This is a genomic window from Streptomyces lancefieldiae (genome assembly GCF_031845825.1).
Classification (GTDB): Bacteria; Actinomycetota; Actinomycetes; order Streptomycetales; family Streptomycetaceae; genus Streptomyces; species Streptomyces lancefieldiae.
The window spans coordinates 1-22,732 of the sequence record NZ_JAVRFH010000028.1 but is presented as its reverse complement, the minus strand read 5'-3'; the positions used below and the strand labels follow the sequence as shown (position 1 = coordinate 22,732).

18 protein-coding genes and 1 rRNA gene are annotated in these 22,732 nt (G+C 72.2%); 11 read left to right on the top strand and 8 right to left on the bottom strand.

The window, feature by feature from the left end; translation table 11 throughout:
• Nucleotides 1-6: 6 nt before the first annotated feature.
• The 3 genes from RM812_RS24785 to RM812_RS24775 form a co-directional block, all read right to left on the bottom strand.
• Nucleotides 7-2,460, bottom strand: coding sequence for a GcvT family protein (locus RM812_RS24785; RefSeq protein ID WP_311575726.1), 2,454 nt, complete (start codon nt 2,458-2,460; stop codon nt 7-9).
• Complete coding sequence (locus RM812_RS24780) at nt 2,457-3,542, bottom strand: S-(hydroxymethyl)mycothiol dehydrogenase (RefSeq protein WP_311575724.1); 1,086 nt, start codon at nt 3,540-3,542, stop codon at nt 2,457-2,459. The genes RM812_RS24785 and RM812_RS24780 overlap by 4 nt, the downstream gene beginning before the upstream one ends.
• A gap of 154 nt (nt 3,543-3,696) precedes the next feature.
• Complete coding sequence (locus RM812_RS24775; RefSeq protein WP_394816512.1) at nt 3,697-4,521, bottom strand: IclR family transcriptional regulator; 825 nt, start codon at nt 4,519-4,521, stop codon at nt 3,697-3,699.
• Between the two features lie 240 nt (nt 4,522-4,761).
• Here RM812_RS24775 and RM812_RS24770 point away from each other — a divergent pair, with 240 nt between their 5' ends.
• The gene (locus RM812_RS24770; RefSeq protein WP_311575721.1) at nt 4,762-5,085 is read left to right on the top strand and encodes a bifunctional 3-phenylpropionate/cinnamic acid dioxygenase ferredoxin subunit; all 324 of its coding nucleotides are present in this window, start codon (nt 4,762-4,764) and stop codon (nt 5,083-5,085) included.
• Nucleotides 5,054-5,401 carry an oxidoreductase C-terminal domain-containing protein gene (locus tag RM812_RS43365; RefSeq protein ID WP_449657847.1) on the top strand — a complete coding sequence of 116 codons (348 nt, stop codon included), beginning with the start codon at nt 5,054-5,056 and terminating at the stop codon, nt 5,399-5,401. Before RM812_RS24770 ends, RM812_RS43365 begins: the two co-directional genes overlap by 32 nt.
• A gap of 33 nt (nt 5,402-5,434) precedes the next feature.
• Here RM812_RS43365 and RM812_RS24760 read toward each other — a convergent pair whose 3' ends face one another.
• Nucleotides 5,435-5,995 (bottom strand): hypothetical protein, encoded by a 561-nt coding sequence (locus RM812_RS24760; RefSeq protein ID WP_311575719.1) that lies wholly within the window; start codon nt 5,993-5,995, stop codon nt 5,435-5,437.
• Between the two features lie 420 nt (nt 5,996-6,415).
• Between RM812_RS24760 and RM812_RS24755 the strand changes: the two genes are divergently transcribed.
• The 4 genes from RM812_RS24755 to RM812_RS24740 are packed head-to-tail and all read left to right on the top strand — an operon-like array spanning nt 6,416 to nt 10,739.
• Nucleotides 6,416-9,262 carry a nitrate- and nitrite sensing domain-containing protein gene (locus tag RM812_RS24755; protein ID WP_311575715.1) on the top strand — a complete coding sequence of 949 codons (2,847 nt, stop codon included), beginning with the start codon at nt 6,416-6,418 and terminating at the stop codon, nt 9,260-9,262.
• Nucleotides 9,259-9,693 (top strand): roadblock/LC7 domain-containing protein, encoded by a 435-nt coding sequence (locus RM812_RS24750; RefSeq protein ID WP_311575712.1) that lies wholly within the window; start codon nt 9,259-9,261, stop codon nt 9,691-9,693. The genes RM812_RS24755 and RM812_RS24750 overlap by 4 nt, the downstream gene beginning before the upstream one ends.
• 10 nt (nt 9,694-9,703) lie before the next feature.
• The gene (locus tag RM812_RS24745; protein WP_311575709.1) at nt 9,704-10,099 is read left to right on the top strand and encodes a DUF742 domain-containing protein; all 396 of its coding nucleotides are present in this window, start codon (nt 9,704-9,706) and stop codon (nt 10,097-10,099) included.
• Nucleotides 10,100-10,133: 34 nt separating this feature from the next.
• The gene (locus tag RM812_RS24740) at nt 10,134-10,739 is read left to right on the top strand and encodes a GTP-binding protein (protein WP_311575705.1); all 606 of its coding nucleotides are present in this window, start codon (nt 10,134-10,136) and stop codon (nt 10,737-10,739) included.
• 375 nt (nt 10,740-11,114) lie between these two features.
• Here the strand turns inward: RM812_RS24740 and RM812_RS24735 are convergent, their stop codons facing one another.
• Nucleotides 11,115-12,740, bottom strand: a complete 1,626-nt coding sequence (locus tag RM812_RS24735) for a GGDEF domain-containing protein (RefSeq protein ID WP_311575702.1) — start codon at nt 12,738-12,740, stop codon at nt 11,115-11,117.
• Between the two features lie 150 nt (nt 12,741-12,890).
• On the opposite strand from RM812_RS24735, the gene RM812_RS24730 reads away from it, so the two are divergent.
• Nucleotides 12,891-13,703 (top strand): M15 family metallopeptidase, encoded by an 813-nt coding sequence (locus RM812_RS24730; protein WP_311575698.1) that lies wholly within the window; start codon nt 12,891-12,893, stop codon nt 13,701-13,703.
• 46 nt (nt 13,704-13,749) lie between these two features.
• On the top strand, nt 13,750-14,286 hold the full coding sequence (locus tag RM812_RS24725) for an NUDIX hydrolase (RefSeq protein ID WP_311575695.1): 537 nt from the start codon (nt 13,750-13,752) through the stop codon (nt 14,284-14,286).
• Here the strand turns inward: RM812_RS24725 and RM812_RS24720 are convergent.
• Complete coding sequence (locus RM812_RS24720; RefSeq protein WP_311575692.1) at nt 14,277-16,652, bottom strand: glycoside hydrolase family 31 protein; 2,376 nt, start codon at nt 16,650-16,652, stop codon at nt 14,277-14,279. The genes RM812_RS24725 and RM812_RS24720 overlap by 10 nt on opposite strands.
• Nucleotides 16,653-16,865: 213 nt before the next feature.
• On the opposite strand from RM812_RS24720, the gene RM812_RS24715 reads away from it, so the two are divergent.
• Nucleotides 16,866-18,842, top strand: a complete 1,977-nt coding sequence (locus RM812_RS24715) for an acetoacetate--CoA ligase (protein ID WP_311575689.1) — start codon at nt 16,866-16,868, stop codon at nt 18,840-18,842.
• A 120-nt stretch (nt 18,843-18,962) separates the two neighbouring features.
• Nucleotides 18,963-19,850, top strand: a complete 888-nt coding sequence (locus RM812_RS24710) for a hypothetical protein (protein ID WP_311575686.1) — start codon at nt 18,963-18,965, stop codon at nt 19,848-19,850.
• A gap of 58 nt (nt 19,851-19,908) precedes the next feature.
• Here RM812_RS24710 and ptsP read toward each other — a convergent pair whose 3' ends face one another.
• Together ptsP and RM812_RS24700 are read right to left on the bottom strand one after the other, a co-directional pair.
• Nucleotides 19,909-21,579: a phosphoenolpyruvate--protein phosphotransferase gene (ptsP, locus tag RM812_RS24705; RefSeq protein ID WP_311575684.1), complete on the bottom strand. Its 1,671-nt coding sequence runs from the start codon at nt 21,577-21,579 to the stop codon at nt 19,909-19,911.
• A gap of 77 nt (nt 21,580-21,656) precedes the next feature.
• Complete coding sequence (locus RM812_RS24700; protein ID WP_311575681.1) at nt 21,657-22,106, bottom strand: PTS sugar transporter subunit IIA; 450 nt, start codon at nt 22,104-22,106, stop codon at nt 21,657-21,659.
• A 558-nt stretch (nt 22,107-22,664) separates the two neighbouring features.
• On the opposite strand from RM812_RS24700, the gene RM812_RS24695 reads away from it, so the two are divergent.
• Nucleotides 22,665-22,732, top strand: a 16S ribosomal RNA gene (locus tag RM812_RS24695); the annotation flags it as partial.

Genomic DNA, 22,732 nt, shown 5'->3' with positions numbered 1-22,732 from the left:
GGCCTCCTAGCAGCGGATGCGGGTCATCTCCGCGTCGAACAGCGGCTCGTCGGCGACCGTGGCGGGCACCTTCTCGCCGAAGTACGCCACGTGTACGCCGGTGCCGGTGGCCAGACCGGCCGGGAGCCAGGCGTACGCGACGCAGCGACCGAGCGTGTAGCCGTACGACGCGCTGGTCACGTAACCGGCGGGTGTGCCGTCCACGTGGACCGGTTCCTTGCCGAGGACGACGGCGGCCGGGTCGTCGAGGAGGAGCGGCGTCAGGCGCCGGACCGGCTCGCCCGCGCGCTCCAGCGCGGCCCTGCCGAGGAAGTCCGCCTTGTCCATGCGGACCGCGAAGCCGACGCCCGCCTCGTAGGGGTTGTGCTCGTCGGTCATGTCGGTGCCCCAGGCCCGGTACCCCTTCTCCAGACGCAGGGAGTTGAAGGCGGAGCGCCCGGCCGCGATCACGCCGAGGTCCCGGCCGGCCTCCCACAGCGTGTCCCAGAGCCTGAGCCCCAGGTCGGCGGTGGTGTACAGCTCCCAGCCGAGTTCACCGACGTAGCTCAGGCGCAGGGCCGTGACCGGGACATGGCCGACGTACGTCTCCTTGGCGCGGAAGTAGCCGAACGCCCCGTGCGAGAAGTCGTCCGGGGTCAGCGGCTGGACGAGGTCCCGGGCGAGCGGGCCCCAGACGCCGACGCAGCAGGTGCCGGAGGTGATGTCCCTGACGTGCACGCCGTCGGGAGCGTGGCGCAGGAGGTGGTCGAGGTCGGCGGGGGAGTTGGCGCCGACCTGGAAGCGGTCGGCGGCGAGGCGGGCGACGGTGAGGTCGGAGCGGATGCCGCCGGTCTCGTCGAGGAGGAGCGTGTAGGTGACCGCTCCGGGCCTCTTGCGGAGGTTGTTGGTGGTCATGCGGTCGAGGAAGTCGAGGGACCCGGGGCCGGTGACCTCCAGGCGGCGCAGCGGGGTCATGTCGTACAGGGCGACCCTCTCGCGGGTCACCCGCGCCTCCGCCGCCGCGATGGGGGACCAGTGGCGTGCCGACCAGGCGTCGCGGTCGGGGAGGCGCAGGCCGGCGGCCAGCCCGGCGTTCGCCTCGTACCAGTGCGGACGCTCCCAGCCGCCGCCCTCCAGGAAGTACGCGCCGAGCTGCTGCTGACGGGCGTGGAAGGGGCTGACCCGGAGCGGGCGTGGCCGCTGAATCGGCTGGAGGGGGTGGACGACGTCGTACACCTCCACGAACTGCTGTGAACCACGCTCACGGATGTACGCCGGTGAACGCTGCGCCTCCTCGAACCGTGTGAGGTCGCACTCGTGCACGTCGAGCGACGGCCGCCCGGTCACCATCCACTCGGCGATGGCCTTGGCGGCACCGGCCGAGTGGGTGACCCAGACGGCCTCCGCCAGCCAGAATCCCCTCAGTGCGCGGGACTCGCCGAGGACCGGCATGCCGTCCGGGGTGAAGGAGAAGACGCCGTTGAACCCCGACTCGATCTCCGTGCCGCGCAGGGCGGGCATCAGCCGGCGGCAGTCCTCCCAGCTCGGCGCCCAGTCGTCCGGCGTGAAGGGGTGGGAGGAGGGCATGTCCATGTTCCGGGCGCGGGCCTCGTCGTAGGTGAGGACGGCGAACGGGTCGACGGGCAGGGGGCGGTGGGCGTAGGAGCCGATGCCGAGCCGGTCGGTGTGCTCACGGAAGTACAGGTCGCGGTCCTGGAAGCGGAGGACAGGCTTCGAGGCCGCTGCCGTGGCGCCGCTCAGCTCGGGCAGCGGCCCGGTCCTCGCGTACTGGTGGGCGAGCGGTTGCAGGGGGACGTCGACCCCGGCCATGCGGCCGACGACCGGCCCCCAGAACCCGGCCGCGGAGACGACGTGGTCGGCGGGGAAGGTGCCCCGGTCGGTGACGACCCCCGTGACCCTGCCGTGGTGCCGCTCGATGCCGGTGACCGTGTGCCGGCCCAGGAAGCGGGCGCCCCTCGCGGTGGCGCGCTCCATCTGGGCGCGGGACGCGTGCAGGGCGTGGGCCAGGCCGTCCTCCGGCGTGTGGAAGCCGCCGAGCACCACCGACTCGTCGAGGAGCGGCCAGAGTTCCTTGCAGCGGGCGGCGTCGACGATCTCGCCGCGTACGCCCCAGGCGGCGGCGTAGCCGGCCCTGCGGTGCAGGTCGGCGAGGCGTTCGGGGGTGGTGGCCAGTTCCAGGCCGCCGACCGGAGTGAAGCACCGCACGCCGTCCGCTTCGAGGGAGGTGAACTTCTCGACGGTGTACCGGGCGAACGCCGTGAGGGTCCGGGAGGGGCCGGTCCGGAAGACGAGGCCGGGGGCGTGCGACGTGGAGCCGCCGGGGGCGGGCAGGGGGCCCTGTTCGAGGACGGTGACGTCACTCCAGCCGCGGGCGGTCAGCTCGTCGGCGAGGGAGCAGCCGACGATGCCGGCGCCGATGACGACCACGCGGGGCGGACGCCCGGTGCCGTGGGAGCTCACAGGACCACCACCGAACGCAGCACCTCACCCCGGTGCATCTTGGCGAACGCCTCCTCCACCCGGTCCAGCGTCGTCGTCTCGGAGACGAAGGCGCCCAGGTCGAGCAGTCCGTGCAGATACTGGTCGATCAGGAACGGGAAGTCGCGGCTCGGCAGACAGTCTCCGTACCAGGACGACTTGATCGCGCCGCCGCGCGAGAACACGTCGATGAGTGGCAGCTCGACCGTCGTCTCCGGCGTGGGCACGCCGACCTGGACCAGCACGCCGGCGTGATCACGCATGTAGAAGGCCTGCCGGAACGTCTCCGGACGGCCCACCGCGTCGATCGCGACGTCCACGCCGTGGCCGTCGGTGAGGGCGCGGACCGCCTCGACCGGGTCGGTGCCAAGGGAGTCGACGGTGTGCGTGGCGCCGAACCGCTCCGCCCGGTCCAGCTTCCCGCCGTCGATGTCGACGGCGATGACCTTCATGGCGCCGCCCAGGACGGCGCCCGCGATGGCCGCGTTGCCGACGCCGCCGCAGCCGATGACGGCGACCGAGTCACCGCGCCCGACGTTGCCGGTGTTGACGGCCGCACCGTATCCCGCCATCACTCCGCAACCGATCAGGCCGGCCGCCTCGGGCCGGGCGGCCGGGTCGACCTTCACCGCCTGACCGGCCGCGACCAGCGTCTTCCCGGCGAAGGCGCCGATGCCGAGGGCGCTGGTCAGCGGGGTGCCGTCGAGCAGGGTCATCGGCTGGGCGGCGTTGCGGGAGTCGAAGCAGTACCAGGGGCGGCCCCGTCGGCAGGAACGGCAACCTCCGCAGGGCGCCCGCCAGGCCAGGACCACGTAGTCGCCCGGCTGGAGATCGGTGACGCCCTGGCCGACCGCCTCGACGGTGCCGGCCGCCTCGTGGCCCAGCAGGAACGGGAAGTCGTCCGTGACCGCGCCCTCCCGGTAGTGCAGGTCCGTGTGGCAGACCCCGCAGGCCTGCACCGCGACAAGAACCTCGCCGGGCCCGGGGTCCGGGACGACGATCGTCCGCACCTCCACGGGCGCGCCCTTCTTCACAGCGACTACGGCACGGACCTCGTGTGGCACGACAGGCTCCTCTGCTGTTGCGCTTTGCACGATGGGTTGCGCGATGAGGGACATAGTGGGAACGCCATCAAGTGGCCGTCAAGAGGTACGGGTCAACCCCTGGCCAAAAGGAACGCGGTGCGTCCGGTCTCGGGCAGCCTCGCCCGACGCCTGCTCAGCAGTCGTGGCCCATACGGCGGGAGAGTTCGGCTCCCGCCGCCAGGATGCGCTTCGCCAGGTCCGTCAGCCGGTCCGGCGTCAGCCGGTACACCGGGCCCGAGACGCTGATCGAGGCGATCACCTTGCCGTCGTGGGAGCGGACGGGCGCCGCCACGGCGGCGAGCCCGATCTCCAGTTCCTCCTGCGTGATGGCGTAGCCCTGCCGGGCCACGGTCTCCAGCTCGCCGCGCAGCACCGCCGCTCCGGTGACGGTGTGCTCGGTGAACCGGTGCAGCGGGCGGGCCAGCAGGCCCTCGCGCAGGGTGGGCGGCAGGTGGGCGAGCAACACCTTTCCGCTGGCCGTGGCGTGCAGCGGAGTGCGCCGGCCGAGCCAGTTCTGTGCCGTCACGGCGGCGGTGCCGCGGGCCTGCATGACGTTGACCGCCGCGTCGTCGTCCAGGACCGCGATGTTCGACGTCTCGCCGAGTTCGTCGGCGAGTTCGCGACAGACCGGCACGCCCTCCTGCGAGATGTCCAGACGCACGGCCGCCGCCCCCGCGAGACGCAGGACACCGGCGCCCAGGTAGTACTTCCCCCGCTCCTTCTCCTGGGTCACCAGGCCGCGGTTCTCCAGGACGCCCAGCAGCCGGAACGCGGTGGACTTGTGCACCTGCAACTCGTCGGCGATCTCGGTGACGCCCGCATCGCCGTGCCGGGCGAGGATCTCCAGCACGCTCACGGCGCGGTCCACCGACTGCACGGCGCTCGACGCGCCCCTGCCGCCCTGTCTGTTCTCCACGTGGTCCTCACCATGGTCGGGCTGCTTCTGTGTGCGGGTCATGGCTCAACACTCACCACCTGACGGTCCCATTCGGGCCGCGTCTGCGAGAGCCCCTTGACTCGAAGGGCACCCGCCCGGATTCTGTTGCGCATAGCGCTCTCCAGTGCGCTATGTGGAACATCATGTTACCGAAGCGTTCGGATTCCGGAAGGGTACGCGTGCCGTGCGAGGCACGCCTTCCCCCATGGGTGCGTCCTCCCGCAACCGCCGAGAGCGCGTTCCGGACCGAGAGGGGGACCCGTGATTCCCGTCTGCCGTCTGGAAGACCTCCCCAAGGGCGAGTCCACCCGCCTCGGGACGAATCCGCCCGTCGCCGTCTTCCGCACCGACGACGGCGACCTCTACGCCATCGACGACACCTGCAGCCATCAGGACGCCTCCCTCTCCGAGGGCTGGCTGGAGGGCTGCCTGGTCGAATGCCCGCTGCACGCCGCCTCGTTCGATCTGCGTACGGGCCGGCCGACCTGCCTCCCGGCCCGCAGGCCCGTCCGCACGCACCGGGTCACCGTCGACGACGGCGTGGTCCACGTCCATCTCGCCGTGGAGGAGGGAAGCGTCGCATGAGGACCGTGACCGTCGTCGGCGCCTCACTGTCCGGCCTGCACGCCGCACGGGAACTGCGTGCCCAGGGGTTCGACGGCCGTCCGACCAGTACGGCGTCCGTCTTCAGTTCGCCGGGCGGTACCAGGACGGTGACTTCGTCCGGATCGTCGAGGGCGGGACCGCCGAGGGAGCGCCGGCCCAGGGAGGCCTCCTCGTCCCGTACCTACGGGACGGCCGTACGACCGCGGTGCTCTCCGTGGACCGGCCCCGTCCCTTTCTGCGTGCCCGGCGCGAACTCGCCCGCGACGCCGACCGGGTACAGCCGACCGCGCTGTGAGGCGTGCGGCGTGCCCTGCCGGGGCACGTCCGCTCAGGAGTGCGTCAACTGCCCCGCGCCGCCCCGCCGGCGTATTCGCTCCTGGGCCCGCTGCGCGGACCGCGCCTGCCGCCTGGCCCGGCGACGCTCGCGGCGCATGGCCCGCGCGGTGCTGCTCGGCATCGACACCACGCCGTGCCGCTGGTTCCAGACCTGACGCGTCACCCAGACGTCCAGGACGCCCCACGTGGCCACCACCGTGCCCGCGACGCTGCCGATCACCATCGGGAACGACAGCCAGGACCCCGCCATCGCGCACAGGAAGGCCACCATCGCCAGTATCAGCGTCAACGCGACGACGAGCACCGCGCGCACGGCCGCCGTACGCACGGGATCCGGCAGCCGACGGCGCCGCGCGGGTTCCTCCGTCCACAGCGGCCGGTAGTCCGGCCGCTGCTCCCGCGCTTCCGGCGGCTTCGGCCGCTCGCGTGGCGGCGTGTGCGATCCGGTCGCCGGAATGTCGCGGTCCGGCGCCTCCGCGGGCGACCGGGCCGTCAACTCGGCCGCCTCGCCGTCCTCGTGCGCCTCGCGCCGCTCCGCCGTGCCCATCGACATGTCACTCCCCACCGCCTGCAGACAGCTCGCCCGTGCCCGCGGACACGGCTCCCCTCTGGATGCCCGGCTTGCGCTGCTTTACGCCGCCCGGGGGCGGGTTGCGGCTCCTGTGGCCGATTCCGCCTCCCTTTCCCGTAGTGAAGGACGAGCGACGGCTCTCCAGGATTCCCGGAAATCCCGCACAGTCGAAAAATTTCGGCCAATCCGCCCGCGTCGCCGGAAGGGCACGGCCCCCCGCCTGCCCGGCTCCCGGGAGGCAATCTCCCGTAATGGCCGGACAACTGACCATCGCAGGCCGCCGCCGCGGAGGCTCGGCTTCCGGGCGGGTCTTCGAGTTACCTGTGCGTCAGTAGTAGGCTCGCGCCGTTTGTTGACGTACACGTGTACCCCCTGCCGGTGGGGGTCCAGCTGGGGGAGGCCATGCGCTTTCGCGGGAAGTCGATCCGCCGGAAGATCGTGGCGCTGCTTCTCGTGCCGCTGGTGTCCCTGACCGCGATCTGGGCCTTCGCGACGGTGCTCACGGGACGTGAGGCGAGCCGGCTGTTCGACGTGTCGACCCTCGTCGAGGAGATCGGCTACCCGGTCGAGGACACCGTCCGCGTCCTCCAGCAGGAACGCCGCCAGACCCTCGTCCACCTCGCCGATCCGCGTGCCTCCGACGGGCTCCTGGCCCTCCGGCGCAGCCGCACCGCCACCGACGAGGCCATCGCGGAGATCCGGCGCAACGCCGCGAACACCGACGTACGCGACGCGCTGGGCCAGGGCGAGGAGGAACGCCTCACGGCCGTCCTGGACGCCTTCGACGGCATCGCCTCCCTGCGCCGCAGCGTGGAGGACGGCACCATTGACCGCACGCAGGCGCTCGGCCTCTACAACCGCCTGGTCGACCCCTGCCACGAACTGCTCGCCAACCTCCACGTCGTCGACGACGTGAACCTGGACAAGCAGTACCGCGCACTCGTCAACGTCTCGCGCGCACGCGAGCTCCTCTCCCGCGAGGACGCCCTCCTCGGCTCCGCCCTGGTCACCGGCCGGCTCACCCGGGCCGAGACACGCGACGTCTCCGACCTCGTGGCGCAGCGCACCGTGATGTACGACATCAACCTGCCGCTGCTGCCCGCCGCCGAACGCGGCCGTTACCAGCGCTTCTGGAAGAACGCCTCCTCCGCCCCCCTGCGGGTCGCCGAGGAGGCGGCCGTCTCCACCGAGGCCGGCCCGCCCCGCGGCGTCACCGCCAAGAGCTGGGACACCGCCGCCGGCGACGTCCTCGACGAACTCGGCGCCCTCGACGACCACGCCGCCGACCGCTACCAGGACCGCGTCAACCCGGTCGCGACGAACGTCATCGCCAAGGTGGTCGTCGCCGGCGCGCTCGGCCTGATCGCCCTGCTGTTCTCCCTCTTCCTGTCCGTGCGCGTCGGCCGCTCCCTCATCCGCGACCTCAGGCAGTTGCGCCTGGAGGCCCACGAGGCATCCGGCGTACGACTGCCCAGCGTCATGCGGCGCCTCTCCGCGGGCGAGCAGGTCGACGTCGAGACGGAGGTGCCGCGCCTGGAGTACGACAAGAACGAGATCGGCGAGGTCGGCCAGGCCCTCAACACCCTCCAGCGCGCCGCCGTCGAGGCCGCCGTCAAACAGGCCGAACTCCGCGCCGGCGTCTCCGAGGTGTTCGTCAACCTCGCCCGCCGCAGCCAGGTACTGCTGCACAAGCAGCTCACCCTGCTCGACACCATGGAGCGCCGCACCGAGGACACCGAGGAACTCGCCGACCTGTTCCGCCTGGACCACCTGACCACCCGCATGCGCCGCCACGCGGAGGGCCTGGTCATCCTCTCCGGCGCCGCGCCCTCCAGGCAGTGGCGCAAACCCGTCCAGCTCATGGACGTGGTGCGTGCAGCCGTCGCCGAGGTCGAGGACTACGAGCGCATCGAGGTCCGCCGGCTGCCGCGCGTCGCCGTCACGGGCCCCGCGGTCGCCGACCTCACCCACCTCGTGGCCGAACTCCTGGAGAACGCCACGGTGTTCTCGCCGCCGCACACGGCCGTGCAGGTCCTGGGCGAGCGGGTCGCCAACGGTTTCACCCTGGAGATCCACGACCGCGGCCTCGGCATGGCGGCCGAGGCCCTCCTCGACGCCAACCTGCGGCTCGCGGAGACACCGGAGTTCGAGTTGTCCGACACCGACCGGCTCGGCCTGTTCGTCGTCAGCCGGCTCGCCCAGCGGCAGAACGTCCGGGTCTCCCTGCAGCCTTCCCCGTACGGCGGCACCACCGCCGTCGTCTTCGTCCCCGACGTGCTGCTCACGGACGACGCCCCGGACACCAACGGGGTCGGGTTCCGTCTCGACCGTCCCCAGTACGTCAAGGACAAGGAACGGACGGAGAGCCGCCGTTCCGCCCTCTCCCACGTGCCGGCAACGCCGCCGGGCCGACCCGCCCCGCCCCTGGACGGGCCGGTCGAGCTGGAGGCCCCCGTCGACCTGGACGTCCTCGACGACCTGCCGGGCGCGCTCGGCGACCAGGACAGCGAACGCGGAGGACTGTTCCGGCCGCGCCGCTCCCTCGTCGCGGCGGACGACGAGCGGACGGCCCGCCGCGCGGAACGGCGACGCCAGGAGCCCGACCACGTCAGTGAACCGTCCGAGGGGGAGGGCGAGGCGACCGCTCCGGTCCCGCTGCCCCGCCGTCGGACCCCCAAGCTGGTCAGTTCCCACGGGCGCCCGGTTCCTGAACGGCCGGCCCGGGACGGCGCGGACGAGGCGCCTTCGGCAGGTGCGGACCGTGCGGAGCCCCGGACGGGACCGCAGACACGACCGGGTGAGACACCCGCGCTGCCGACCCGCCGTCGTCGCGGGGACCGCACCGACGGCCGCGCGGACGACCGTGCCGACGGCCGCGACTCCGGCCGTCCGGCACCCGGCGCGCTGCCGTCCCTCCCGGCCCGCCGCCGTGGCACGTCCGCCGCGCGGGGTGACGCTCCCGCCCGCCACGGCGAGGACGGCACGCGGCGCGCCGAGCCCGGCACGGACGCGTTGCCGCGGCGCGTACGGCAGGCCAACCTGGCTCCCCAGCTCAAGCAGAGCGCCGAGCGGCCCACCGAGGTCCGCTTGGACCCCGCCGACCGGGACGCCGAGGAAGTACGCAGCCGCATGGCCTCTCTCCAGCGCGGCTGGCAGCGCGGCCGCGAGGAGAACGCCGCGGCTGACGACGGCACCGACGGCACAGCAACACAAGCACCACAAGGAACGAACAAGGGGGACGGTCGATGACCGCACCGAAGGCGACCGGCCACACCGCGACCAGGTCCGGGGAGCTCAACTGGCTCCTCGACGACCTGGTGGACCGTGTCGAGAGCATCCGCAAGGCCGTGGTCCTGTCCGGCGACGGCCTGGCGACCGGGGCGTCCAAGGACCTGACCAGGGAGGACAGCGAGCACCTGGCCGCCGTGGCGTCCGGTTTCCACAGTCTCGCCAAGGGCGTGGGCCGTCACTTCGAGGCGGGCAGCGTCCGGCAGACGGTCGTCGAACTCGACGACGCCTTCCTGTTCGTCACGGCCGCCGGCGACGGCAGCTGCCTCGCCGTTCTGTCGGACGCCGACTCCGACGTCGGCCAGGTCGCCTACGAGATGACCCTCCTCGTGAAGCGGGTCGGCGCGCATCTGGGTACCGCCCCGCGCACCGATCTGCCCTCGGGCGGGTAAGTGGGATGACATGAGCGCAGACGGTCAGGGAACAAACCACTGGTTCGACGACGAGGCCGGCCCCGTCGTCCGTCCGTACGCCATGACGCGCGGCCGCACCACCAGTGCGGCCCAGCACCGCCTCGACCTCATCGCGGTGGTCGTCGCGGAACCCCACGCGGACGACCCGGAAGCGGACGTCACGCTCTCCCCGGAGCACGTGGACATCGTCGGGCTCTGCCGGGACACCCCGCAGTCCGTCGCCGAACTCGCCGCCGAACTCGACCTGCCCGTCGGTGTGGTCCGGGTCCTGGTCGGAGACCTCGTGGACTTGGAACTCGTCCACGTGAACCGGCCGGTGCCCCCGGCCGAACTGCCGGACGAGAACATTCTGCGCGATGTGATCAGCGGCCTGAGGGCCCTGTGAATCAGCCTCCGGGCATGGTGAGGAGAAGAGATCGATGATCTTCGGGCGTTCTCAGCGCGGCAAGCCGCCGGTCGAGCCCGTCACGCTCAAGATCCTGGTGGCCGGCGGCTTCGGCGTCGGCAAGACCACCCTCGTCGGCGCCGTCAGCGAGATCAGGCCGCTGCGCACCGAGGAACTGCTCACGGAGGCCGGGCGGCCCGTCGACGACGTCAGCGGTGTGGAGGACAAGCACACGACCACGGTGGCCATGGACTTCGGGCGGATCACCCTGCGCGAGGACCTGGTGCTGTACCTCTTCGGTACGCCCGGCCAGGAGCGGTTCTGGTTCATGTGGGACGAGCTCTCCGAGGGCGCGCTCGGCGCCGTCGTCCTGGCCGACACACGCCGCCTGGAGGACTGCTTCGCCGCCGTCGACTACTTCGAACGGCGCTCCATCCCGTTCCTCGTCGGCGTCAACTGCTTCGAGGGATCGGCCCGCTACCCGGCCGAGACCGTCCGCCAGGCCCTCGACCTCGACGCCCAGGTGCCGCTGATGATGTGCGACGCCCGCGACCGGGAGTCGGTCAAGGAGCTCCTGGTCGGCGTGGTCCAGCACGCGATGGCCCAGGCGGCGGACCGTCGCCGGGTCGTGACCACCTGAGCACCACCCGGGCGGACCGGAAACGACCTCCACGCGCGCGTGCGTGAAGCGACACGGCACGCGTGGGTGCCACGAGCCCGCCACGGGGCCGTCCGTCGCCGTCCCCATCGCCGTCACCCGTCGGCGCGGAGCCCCGCGGCCGCATCACGGGCACGTCCGGCACATCCGCCTGGTGCCGCGCCAGCGGACCGCTCTCCGCCATGCCGCCGTCGGCCTCGGGGGCGTGACACGCAGGAGTACTGGTGCACGGCGGCCGAGGCCCCGCGCGTCCGCCGGCTCGTCGTGAGCCAACCCCGCCCGACACCTCCGTCCGACGCCTCCGCCCGACACCCGCGGGTGCCGACTCACCGGCTCACGCCGGTGCCCGGAAGCCCGTCACCCCGCGGGTGCCGTCGCCCGGTCCGACCCACGCCGCACCTCGTGCCCCGGAACACCGGCCCGCCCCAGCACCCAACTCGCCCCGTGCAACGCCTTCGCGGCCTTCTTCAGCGGGGCCAGACCGGCCGCCGCCTGCCGGTGGTCCGGCACGCTGCCCGGCGCGCACAGGACCGTCGCCAAGGACAGTGTCACGGGCCGTCCGCCGGCCGACCACGACGCGTCCAGCACGGAGGCGGCCAGCGGATCCAGCTCTTCCGGATCGGTGATCACCACGAAGTCGTCACCGCCGATGTGCCCCACGCGCGTGGACACCGACGCCATACGCAGCAACGCCCGCCCGACCGTCCTGATCAGCTCGTCGCCCGCCGCGAACCCGGCGCCGTCGTTGACCTGCTTGAAGTGATCCACGTCGAGCCAGCTCAACGCGAACGCCCGCCCGTCGGCGATCCTCCGGTCCACCTCACCGGTGATCGCGTCCGAGCCGGGCAGCCGAGTCAGCGGGTTGAGCCCGACCGCCTCCTCCACCCGGCTCTCGGCCAGCGCCCGCACCAGATCCGAGAGCCGTACGACACCCACGCACCGCCCGGACGCGTCGACCACGGCCACGTCGTCCGACGTGCGGCCCCGGCCGCCGACCGCCACCACGTCCAGCACCTCCCAGGCCGTCGCCTCGACGCCCACCGTCCGCGGCGGGTCGCCGAGCTTCACCGCGGGCCGGTCGGCGTACAGGGCGTGCCCGTAGCGCCCCGACATCGACAGCAGGAAGCGGGACCGGTGCACCGACCGCACCGGGACCCCCTCCCGGTCCACGAGCAGCACCCCGGACACATCGGGCGACCCGGTCAACAGCGCCCGCACCTGCCCCGCCGAAGCGGTCACGGGCAGCAGCGCGGCCGGCCGCACGAACTGCCGTACCGAGGGCCCTGACGGCGGCACCGGCACGACACCGGGGGAGCCGGACGGAACGTACACGTCCGCCGCGGGCAGCCGAGCGGGCGGCGCGAACAGCTCGCCCTGCGCCAACTGCGCCCCGGCCGACCGGGCGGCGGCGCACTGCGACTCCGTCTCCACGCCCTCGACGGACAGCAGCGCCCCCAGTTCGTCGCAGAGCGCCCGCATGGCCCGCACGGCCGCCGGCCGAGCCAGCAGCGAGGCGTCGAGCTTCACCAGTTCCGGCGCCAGGTCCGTCAGCAGCCGCAGCGGCGCGTCCCCGTCACCGACCCCGTCCGCGCAGACCCGGAACCCCTGCCCCCGCAGCACGGTCACCGCCTCCAGCAGGGCCCGCCGCGGCACATGGGTGTACGGCGGGCAGATGTCGACCGTCACCTCCCAGGGCAGCCGGCCGGCCTCCCGCACGGCGTCGTGCAACGGCTGGAGGCCGCCGAGGTCCGCGAGCGTGCCCGCGAACACATTGACGTGCAGGGGCAGCAACGTCTCCTTGTGCACCGCAGCGCGGAACGCCGAGACCGCCAGCCGGCCGTCGAGTTCGGCGTCGCGGCGGGCCTCGGCCAGGATGTCGCCGGTCTCCGGGCGGGCGAGTATCTCCAGCGCCGCGACCCCGCCGGTCATCAGGTTGACCACCGGTTGGAAGGCGAAGCGGAGAGTGTCCGTCCAGGAGCGCACGGGAGCAGGATGGCGCCGCCGGCGGCCAACCGGGCCCAGTTCACGCGACGTTCACGCAGGATTCCGACGCGCCCACGGACCGGACGAAACGGCGAGTCGCCGTCCCGCCCACTTCCCCCGCGGAACCCACTCCTGATAGATGCAGGGAACATGACACGACTCACCACCGCACTCCGCGGTCTGGCCACCACCGTCGCCGCCCTGCTCGCGGTGACCGCCCTCCCCGCCACCGCCCGCTCCGCGCCCGCCGAGCCGAAGGCACCGAAGGACTTCGTGGCCCTGAGAAGCGTCGACCCGACGATCATCCAGGAGATGCGCTACGTCACCCCGCACAACTTCGTCGGCGAGCGCGTCGACGGCTACCGGCAGCCCCTGTGCATCCTCACCCGTCCCGCCGCCGACGCCCTGCACCGGGCCCAGACCCGGCTGCTGCGCCAGGGCTACTCCCTCAAGGTGTACGACTGCTACCGGCCACAACGCGCCGTCGACCACTTCGTCCGCTGGGCCGAAGACCTCGACGACCAGGCGATGAAAGCCGAGTTCTACCCCAACGTCGACAAGACCCGCCTGTTCGCCGACGGCTACATCGCGGAGAAGTCCGGACACAGCCGGGGTTCCACCGTGGACCTCACCCTCGTGAGGCTTCCGGCGAAGCCCACCCGGCCGTACCACCCCGGACAACCCCTGGCACCCTGCTTCGCGCCGCAGGACCAGCGCTTCCCCGACAACTCCGTCGACATGGGCACCGGTTACGACTGCTTCGACACCCTCTCGCACACCCTCGACCCGCGCGTGGGGAGTGAACAGCGCGCCAACCGCCTGCTGCTGAAGGACACCCTGGAGGACGTCGGCCTCGTGAACCTCCCCGAGGAGTGGTGGCACTTCACCTACAAGCCCGAGCCCCACCCGGACACCTACTTCGACTTCCCGGTCTCCGCGAAGTCCCTGGCCGGCCGCCGCTGAGCCGCTGCCGGAGCCGCCCGCCACGTGATCGGATACAGTCCGCCGCGTGTTCGAAACCCCAGTCCCCGTTGCCGGCTCCGCACCGGGCTCCCACTGTTCGAGCTGCGGTACGCCCTACGGAGAGGGCGTCTCCGGCCGGCCCCGCACCTGCCCGGCGTGCGGCACCGTGACCTACCGCAACCCGCTGCCGGTCGCGGTCGCCCTCCAGCCCGTGTACGACACGCAGGGCACCGCCCTGGTCGTCATCACCCGCACCGTGGCCCCCGCGCGCGGAGGCGTCGCACTGCCCGGCGGCTACATCGACGACCGGGAGGACTGGCGGCGGGCCGTCGTCCGCGAGCTCGAGGAAGAGACGGGCATCGAGGCGGCGAGCCGGGACGTGCGTCTCGCCGACGCCATGAGCTCGCCCGACGGCCACCTGCTGCTCTTCGGGCTCCTCCCCGAACGGCCCTCCGGCGGACTTCCACCGTCCGCCGCCACGAACGAGACCGAGGGCTGGCATCTCCTGCGCGGGGCCGAGGAACTCGCCTTCCCCCTCCACACCCGTGCGGCGCGAGCCTGGTTCGAGGGCCGCTACATCTGACCCGGACGCTCGCCGACCCCCCGGACACGCACCGGGCAGGACGGCTCAGACACGCCGCCCTCACCCTCCCGCTCGACCACCACCCGCCCGTCCTCCCAGCGGGCGACGTACCGCTCTATCTCCGGTTCCTCCCAACCGTCGCCCGCGTCTTGCACGACCAGCCCGCCGCCGGTCCGCCCCCGCGCGGGCGCCCACACCTCCAGCTCCAGCCCACCGTCCTCCCCACGCACGGGAAGGACGGCCCCCGCGCGCGCGAACACCGGGATCCGAGCCGGCGGAGCATCGACCAGCACCTGCCCCGGCCCCTCGTACGCCCGCTCCGTCACCGTGTCGTACCAGCGACCCCGCGGCAGCTCCACCAGCCGCCGGTCCGCCCCCGGTTCCAGCACCGGCGCCACCAGCAGGCAGTCGCCCAGCAGAAAGGCGTCCTCGCACTCCCGCAACGCCCGCTCCTCCGGCGCCGACCACCACAGCGGACGCACATACGGCGCGCCGGTGCGCCGGGCCAGATGCGCCAGCGTCACGAAGTACGGCAGCAGACGCCGCCGCTCGACGAGCGCCACGCGCGCGTGCTCCAGCACCTGAGCACCGAACTCCCAAGGTTCCCTGCGCCCCGCCCGAGGACCCGCGTGCGTGCGGAACAGCGGCAGATACGCGGCCAGCTGGAACCACCGCAGATACAGCTCCGGCGACGGACTCCCGTCGAACCCGCCCACATCCGGCCCCGAATACGGCACCCCGCACAGCCCCAGCCCCATCACCAGCGCCAGCGATGCCCGCAGCCCGGACCAGCCCGTGGCGACATCCCCGGACCACGCGCCGCCGTAGCGCTGCATCCCGGCCCACCCGGAGCGGGAGAGGACGAACGGCCGCTCCTCGGGCACCAGGCTCCGCAGCCCCTCGTACCCGGCGCGGGCCATGCACAGCGCGTACACGTTGTGCGCCTCCCGATGGTCACCGCCCCGCCCCTCCAGCGAGTGCCGGGCCGACCGCGGCAGCGTCGACTCCCCGAACGCGGCGAACGAGGTGGGCTCGTCCAGGTCGTGCCAGAAGCCGGCGAAACCCTTCCCGACCCGCTCCTCGTGGAGACCACCCCACCACTCACGCACACGCGCGCGGGTGAAGTCCGGAAAGACCACGTCCCCGGGCCACGCCACACCGTGGACGACCGCCCCGGAGGCGTCCCTGACGAACGCGTCCTCGGCCGCTCCACCGTCGTACACGGCGTTGCCGCGCACGGCCGGAACCGCCGGACCGACGACCGACACCAGCCGGGTTCCCGCCCGCCGCAGCTCGTCGGCGAGTACGGGCAGCTTGGGAAACCGCTCCTCGTCCACGGTGAACACCTGATGGGCGGCGAAATGGCCCCCGTCCAGATGGACGGCGTCGAGCGGCAGATCACGCTCCTGGTAGCCGGCGACGATCCGCCGCACCTCCTGCTCGTCACCGAAACCACACCCCGCGTGGTGGTGACCGAGCGCCCACCCGGGCGGCAGCGCGGGCGCCCCGGTGAGCGCGGCCCACGCGAGCAGCACGCGCGCGGGAGTGCCGACCGCCACCCAGCACCGCAGCGGACCGCCGTCCATCCGCAGCACACTTCGCCCGGGCCGGTCGTGTCCCGACCCGGCGCCCTCCTCGCCCTCCCGCAACGCCACGGTGCCGTCCCACGAACTGTCATGGAACACGAGATGCGTTCCCGCGTCGGCCACCACCACCTGCACCGGCATCGTGATGGACAACGGGTCCTCACCGGGAGCGAAGGCCGCGCCCGGACGGGTGTTCCACAACCGGTACGTGCCCTTCCGCAACCGCGGGCCCGCGGACCGGCCCCCGAGGCCGAAGAACCGGGCGTCCGCCGCGACCTCGGACCGCTGCGTCCAGCGCGCCGGACCGCCGCCGACCGGCTCCCACCAGCGCGGCGGCAGCTCACGGCGCAGTACGACGCCTCCCGGGGTACGGACCTCGATCGCGCCGTGCAGGGACACGGCCACCGTCGCCCGCTCGGCCACCACCCGCCAGCCGCCGTCCTTGTCCGGCTCCAGCACCGCCCGGGGGTCCGGCTCCGGGCACCGGGCCAACGCGTACGACGGCTCCGGCTCCGCCCCGTCCCAGCCCCAGAACACGGCGCCGTTCACTGCGACGAGGATCCGCAGCTCCGAGCGGCTGAACCGGACGACACCGCCCCCGGGGCCCGGCTCCACCTCCTGCATCGGCCCGGGCACCCGCGCACGTTCCGGGCCCCGCGGTGGCAGTCCGGCGGCATCGGCCCGCCGCCTGCGCCACGCCGCCCGTACGCTACGCAACCCCTGCGCCGCCCCCGCAGAACCGACCGTTTTCATCGAACGCACCAGGTCACGACCGTCCATGCTGCTCACCCTGCCATCGACCACTCCCCGCGCGGGCAGCGTTCAACTGCCGTTCACCCGTGACGGGACCACATCTTCATGTCACCGACTATGTGGGGCGCGCCCTGGTGCGGAAGTCGATCACATGGCATCGTCCGTGTCAGCCGCGTCACGCGCACACCCCAGCCCGTGCGCGGAGGACGCACACGACGCGCACCGTCCGGGAGCCGCCCCATGCCGACCGTGAACCCGCAGCCGCTCTGGCAGCCAGATCCCCAGCGCATCGCCGGGGCAAGGATCACCCGTTTCCAGACCTGGGCGGCCCAACACCACGGCGCCCCCGCCGAAGGCGGCTACGCGGCCCTGCACCGCTGGTCCGTCGCCGAGCTGGACACCTTCTGGCAGGCCGTGGCGGAGTGGTTCGACGTACGCTTCTCGACCCCCTACGCGCGCGTACTGGGGGACCGCACGATGCCCGGAGCACAGTGGTTCCCCGGGGCCACCCTGAACTACGCCGAGCACGCCCTGCGCGCGACGGCCACCCGCCCGGAGGAACCGGCCCTCCTGTACGTCGACGAGGCCCACGAGCCGCGCCCCGTCACCTGGGCCGAGCTGAACCGCCAGGTCGGCTCCCTCGCCGCCGAGCTGCGCGCCCTCGGCGTGCGCCCCGGCGACCGGGTCAGCGGCTACCTCCCGAACATCCCGCAGGCCGTGGTCGCCCTCCTCGCCACCGCCGCCGTCGGCGGCGTCTGGACCTCCTGCGCCCCCGACTTCGGCGCCCGCAGCGTCCTGGACCGCTTCCAGCAGGTCGAACCCGTCGTCCTGTTCACCGTCGACGGCTACCGCTACGGCGGCAAGGAACACGACCGCCGCGACACCGTCGCCGAGCTGCGCCGCGATCTGCCCACCCTCCGCGCGGTGATCCACATCCCGCTCCTCGGCACCGAGGCCCCGGAGGGAGCCCTGGAATGGGAGACCCTGACGGCCGCGGACACGGACCCGGTCTTCGAGCAGGTGCCCTTCGACCACCCCTTGTGGGTTCTCTACTCCTCCGGCACCACCGGCCTGCCCAAGGCCATCGTCCAGTCCCAGGGCGGCATCCTGGTCGAACACCTCAAACAACTCGGCCTGCACTGCGACCTGGGCCCCGAGGACCGCTTCTTCTGGTACACGTCGACCGGCTGGATGATGTGGAACTTCCTCGTCTCCGGCCTCCTCACCGGCACCACGATCGTCCTGTACGACGGCAGCCCCGGCCATCCGGACACGGGCGCCCAGTGGCGCATCGCCGAACGCACCGGCGCCACCCTCTTCGGCACCTCCGCGGCCTATGTCATGGCGTGCCGAAAGGCCGGCGTGCACCCCGGCCGCGACCATGACCTCTCCACCGTCCAGTGCGTCGCCACCACGGGCTCACCCCTCCCGCCGGACGGCTTCCGCTGGCTGCACGACGAGTTCGCGGAGAGCGGGGCGGACCTGTGGATCGCCTCCGTCAGCGGCGGCACCGACGTGTGCTCCTGCTTCGCGGGCGCCGTCCCCACCCTCCCCGTGTACATCGGCGAGCTCCAGGCGCCCGGCCTGGGCACCGACCTCCAGTCGTGGGACCCGAGCGGCGCGCCCCTGACCGACGAGGTCGGCGAGCTCGTCGTCACCAACCCGATGCCCTCCATGCCGATCCGCTTCTGGAACGACCCTGACGGCAGCCGCTACCACGACAGCTACTTCGACACCTACCCCGGCGTCTGGCGGCACGGTGACTGGATCACGCTCACCTCCCGCGGGTCCGTCGTCATCCACGGCCGCTCGGACTCCACCCTCAACCGGCAGGGCGTCCGCATGGGCTCGGCCGACATCTACGAGGCCGTCGAGCGCCTCCCCGAGATCAGGGAATCCCTCGTCATCGGCGTCGAGCAGCCCGACGGGGGCTACTGGATGCCCCTCTTCGTACACCTCGCCCCCGGATCAGTCCTCGACGAGGCACTGCTGACCCGCATCAAGCAGACCATCCGCGCACAGCTCTCCCCGCGCCACGTCCCCGACGAGATCATCGAGGTGCCCGGCGTCCCGCACACCCTCACGGGCAAGCGCATCGAGGTCCCGGTCAAGCGACTCCTGCAGGGCACCCCGCTGGAGAAGGCGGTCAACCCCGGCTCCATCGACAACCTCGACCTGCTCCACTTCTACGAGGACCTCGCCCGCAAGCGCACCTGACCAGGCCCTCGGCGAGCCGGCCGGGGCCCGGCGGGGCCGCTCGCCGCACCGCCCCGACGCCGTTGTCAGTGCCCCCGGTTACTGTGAGTGAGCATTGATCGACTGCGCACAGGGGGAAACATGGCGCACACCGACCAGACCATGCGACGCGTCCTGCGCCGCGAAATCGCCGGCACCATCGGCGTGCTCACCGACGAGCACGACTTCCGTGCCATGCGGCGATACCGCAGCTTCACGTTCGACGACCACGCCGCCTATCTCCAACAGGTGGAAGCCCTCCTCAGGGCACGCGCTTCCCAGGGCACCCACACCACGATCGCCCTCTTCGACCCGGAGGAGTACGCCCAGTTCTGCTCGGCCGCGGGCCTCGACCCCGACGCCCACGCCAGCCGCACCCGGTTCACCGCCGAACTCGCCGCCAACGGACCCACCCTCCCCTACGAGGGCCAGGCACTCGCCGATCTCCTCCCGGTCCTCGTCGACGAAGCCGTCCGCCAGGCCACCTGGGAGTACACCACCGGCTTGCTGGCCCGCCTCGGCAGCTGCGCCACCTGCGGCGAGGACCTGGGCCGAGCCGCCTTCACCCGGGCCAAGCGGCTCGTCCTGCGCATCCTCGAAACAGCCCCGCCGGGCAACCGCCACCTGGTCTGCAGTGTCTCGGGCGCCCCGGAAACGCTCGCCGCCGTCCTCCACGCCGACGAGGACATCGACGGCACTCCGCACCTCGACGAGGCGGAAGCCCTGGAGTTCACCAGCGTCCTCGCCCTCGGCCTCGCCACCCACAGCCCCGGCGGACTCGTCATGCGCATCAGCGCCCCGAGCGGCCCCGACCGCGTCCACGGCTGGCGCCTGCGGGGATACGGCCTCGAACCCCTCACCGCCGGTGAGGTCTTCGACGCCTACTGCACCGACATGGACACCGGCGACCTCATCTCCCCGGAATCGAACGTCGACTACTGCGCGCCGCCCGACCTCGGAGACGAAAACCCACCGGGACACCACCACTGAACGCATGCGGGGCGCCCCCTCCGAAGAAGGGACGCCCCGCACACAACCTCATCCGGCCCTACTCGCCGGACAGCACCGCCTGAGCCGCGTTCCGCGCCTCCTCGGCGCTGTCCGCCGCCCGAGCGGCCGCCGCGGCGCGCTCGCACTGGGCCAGCGTGAACTTGGCCAGCGTCGCCCGGACATAGGGAAGCGACGCAGCACCCATGGAGAGGGAGGTGACACCCAGACCGGTCAGCACACACGCCAGCAGCGGGTCCGAAGCGGCCTCACCGCAGACACCACAGCTCTTGCCCTCGGCCCTCGCCGCATCGGCGGACAGCGCGACCAGGTCGAGCAGCGCCGGCTGCCACGGGTCCTGCAGCCGGGACACCGCGCCCACCTGACGGTCGGCGGCGAAGGTGTACTGCGCGAGGTCGTTCGTCCCCAGCGACAGGAACTCGACCTCCTGCAGAACCGAGCGCGCCCGCAGCGCGGCCGACGGGATCTCCACCATCGCACCGAACTTCGCCCGCAGCCCGACCTCGCGGCACGCGTCCGCGAACGCCTTGGCATCGGCCCGGTCCGCCACCATCGGAGCCATGACCTCGAGGTGCACCGGCAGACCCTCCGCCGCCTTGGCCAGCGCCGTCAGCTGCGTACGCAGCACGTCAGGGTGGTCCAGCAGCGTCCGCAGGCCACGCACACCCAGCGCGGGGTTCGGCTCGTCGCCCGGGGTGAGGAAGTCGAGCGGCTTGTCCGCGCCGGCGTCCAGCACCCGCACGACCACCCGGCCCTCCGGGAACGCCTCCAGCACCTGCCGGTAGGCGGCCACCTGCTTCTCCTCCGACGGCGCGTTCGTGCTGTCGTCGAGGAAGAGGAACTCGGTACGGAAGAGTCCGACGCCCTCGGCCCCGGCCTCCACCGCCGCGGGCACGTCCGCGGGACCACCGATGTTCGCGAGCAGCGGCACCTTGTGACCGTCCGAGGTCGCGCCCGGCCCCGTCGAGGCGGCCAGCGCCGCCCTGCGCTCCGCGGCCTCCGCCGCCAGCCGCGTCTTCTCCTCCTCACTGGGGTTCACGAAGATCTCACCGGTGCTGCCGTCCACGGCGATGACCGTGCCCTCGGGCAGTTCCCCGGCGCCCGGGAGCGCCACCACGGCGGGCACGCCGAGCGCCCGCGCGAGGATCGCGCTGTGACTGGTCGGCCCGCCCTCCTCGGTGACGAAACCGAGGACCAGCGTCGGGTCCAGCAGCGCCGTGTCGGCGGGCGCGAGATCCCGTGCGATGAGAACGTACGGCTCGTCGCTGTCCGGAACACCGGGCATCGGCACCCCGAGCAGACGGGCGACGATACGATTCCGCACGTCATCGAGGTCGGCCACCCGGCCGGCCAGGTACTCACCGGCACCGGCCAGCAGGGCGCGATACGCGGCGAAGGCGTCGTACACCGCGCGCTCGGCCGTGCTGCCGACGGCGATCCGCCGCTCCACGTCCGCCATCAGCTCGGGGTCCTGGGCCATCATGGCCTGCGCCTCGAGCACCGCCTGGGCTTCGCCCCCCGCCAGATTGCCGCGCGCCATCAGGTCGGCCGCCACAGCCTCCACGGCCTTGCGGGCGCGTCCCTGCTCACGCTCCGCTTCCTCGGCCGGAATCTGCTTGGCCGGCGGCTCGAGCACCGCCGTCCCCATGTGGCGGACCTCGCCGATCGCCACACCGTGGCTCACACCGACGCCTCGCAGCGTTGTCTCCATCTCACCCGTCCCGATAGTGCGGCGGGTCCCGCCGCCGCGGTCGTTGTCCTGCCAGCCGTCATACGACGGCGTTGACGTCACTTCCAGAGAAAGAGACCCTCGCCGGCCTTCACTTCGCCGTCCTCACGCAGTTCGGTGAGGGCCTCGGCCGTCGCCTCCAGGGCCACGATCGGACAGATCGGTGACTTGCCGGCGGCCTCGACGGCGGCCGGGTCCCAGCGCACCACGGCCTGCCCGCGTACGACGGTGTCGCCCTTGTTCACCAGCAGCTCGAATCCCTCACCGTTGAGCTGCACCGTGTCGATGCCGAGATGAGTCAGCACCCCGTGCCCGCTCTCGTCGACGACCACGAAGGCGTGCGGGTGCAGAGAGACGATGACCCCGTCCACGGGGGCCACCGCCTCGGAAGGCTCCCGCACGGGGTCGATGGCGGTGCCCGGGCCGACCATGGCCCCGGAGAAGACGGGATCGGGTACTGCGGCCAGTCCGATGGCGCGTCCTGCGAGCGGGGACGAGACGGTGGTCATGGGAAGCCTCCCAGGGCGGAGATGTGTACGGGCCGTCACTGCCTGTCCCGGACGGCGCACTGTGGAGCAGCGTATGTCATAGGAAGTACCGGTTCCGCATGAGTGTTCCGATTAGAGGTCTAGACCACAGTCCCCACGGATTTGCACCCGTTCCTCAGCCCCGTGTAGTGTCGTGACTCCTGCTTGGGGCTGACCGATGCGAAGCACCGTGTCCTGGCTCCGGCAGTAACCAACTCATCAGATCCTATCGCTGGATCGCCTTCTGCATGCCCGCAGGACGGTGGTCAGAAGCACCGGGAAAGCCTGGTAGTGTTGGAAACACCGAAGGGAAGCGCCCGGAGGAAAGCCCGAGAGTATCGGGTGAGTACAAAGGAAGCGTCCGTTCCTTGAGAACTCAACAGCGTGCCAAAAGTCAACGCCAGATATGTTGATACCCCGTCTCCGGCCGCACGGTCGGGACGAGGTTCCTTTGAAAAACACAGCGAGGACGCTGTGAACGGTCGGATCATTCCTCCGACTGTTCCGCTCTCGTGGTGTACGCCGGATTACCGGCAAGCATTCACGGAGAGTTTGATCCTGGCTCAGGACGAACGCTGGCGGCGTGCTTAACACATGCAAGTCGAACG

Bases quoted from the DNA above. Each gene is read 5' to 3' on its own strand.
- RM812_RS24710 (WP_311575686.1), top strand. From the start codon at position 18,963: ATGGCGCACACCGACCAGACCATGCGACGCGTCCTGCGCCGCGAAATC.
- RM812_RS24720 (WP_311575692.1), bottom strand. From the start codon at position 16,652: ATGGACGGTCGTGACCTGGTGCGTTCGATGAAAACGGTCGGTTCTGCG.
- RM812_RS24760 (WP_311575719.1), bottom strand. From the start codon at position 5,995: ATGTCGATGGGCACGGCGGAGCGGCGCGAGGCGCACGAGGACGGCGAG.
- RM812_RS24740 (WP_311575705.1), top strand. From the start codon at position 10,134: ATGATCTTCGGGCGTTCTCAGCGCGGCAAGCCGCCGGTCGAGCCCGTC.
- RM812_RS24715 (WP_311575689.1), top strand. From the start codon at position 16,866: ATGCCGACCGTGAACCCGCAGCCGCTCTGGCAGCCAGATCCCCAGCGC.
- RM812_RS24775 (WP_394816512.1), bottom strand. From the start codon at position 4,521: ATGACCCGCACACAGAAGCAGCCCGACCATGGTGAGGACCACGTGGAG.
- RM812_RS24755 (WP_311575715.1), top strand. From the start codon at position 6,416: ATGCGCTTTCGCGGGAAGTCGATCCGCCGGAAGATCGTGGCGCTGCTT.
- RM812_RS24745 (WP_311575709.1), top strand. From the start codon at position 9,704: ATGAGCGCAGACGGTCAGGGAACAAACCACTGGTTCGACGACGAGGCC.
- RM812_RS24730 (WP_311575698.1), top strand. From the start codon at position 12,891: ATGACACGACTCACCACCGCACTCCGCGGTCTGGCCACCACCGTCGCC.
- RM812_RS24700 (WP_311575681.1), bottom strand. From the start codon at position 22,106: ATGACCACCGTCTCGTCCCCGCTCGCAGGACGCGCCATCGGACTGGCC.
- ptsP (WP_311575684.1), bottom strand. From the start codon at position 21,579: ATGGAGACAACGCTGCGAGGCGTCGGTGTGAGCCACGGTGTGGCGATC.
- RM812_RS24750 (WP_311575712.1), top strand. From the start codon at position 9,259: ATGACCGCACCGAAGGCGACCGGCCACACCGCGACCAGGTCCGGGGAG.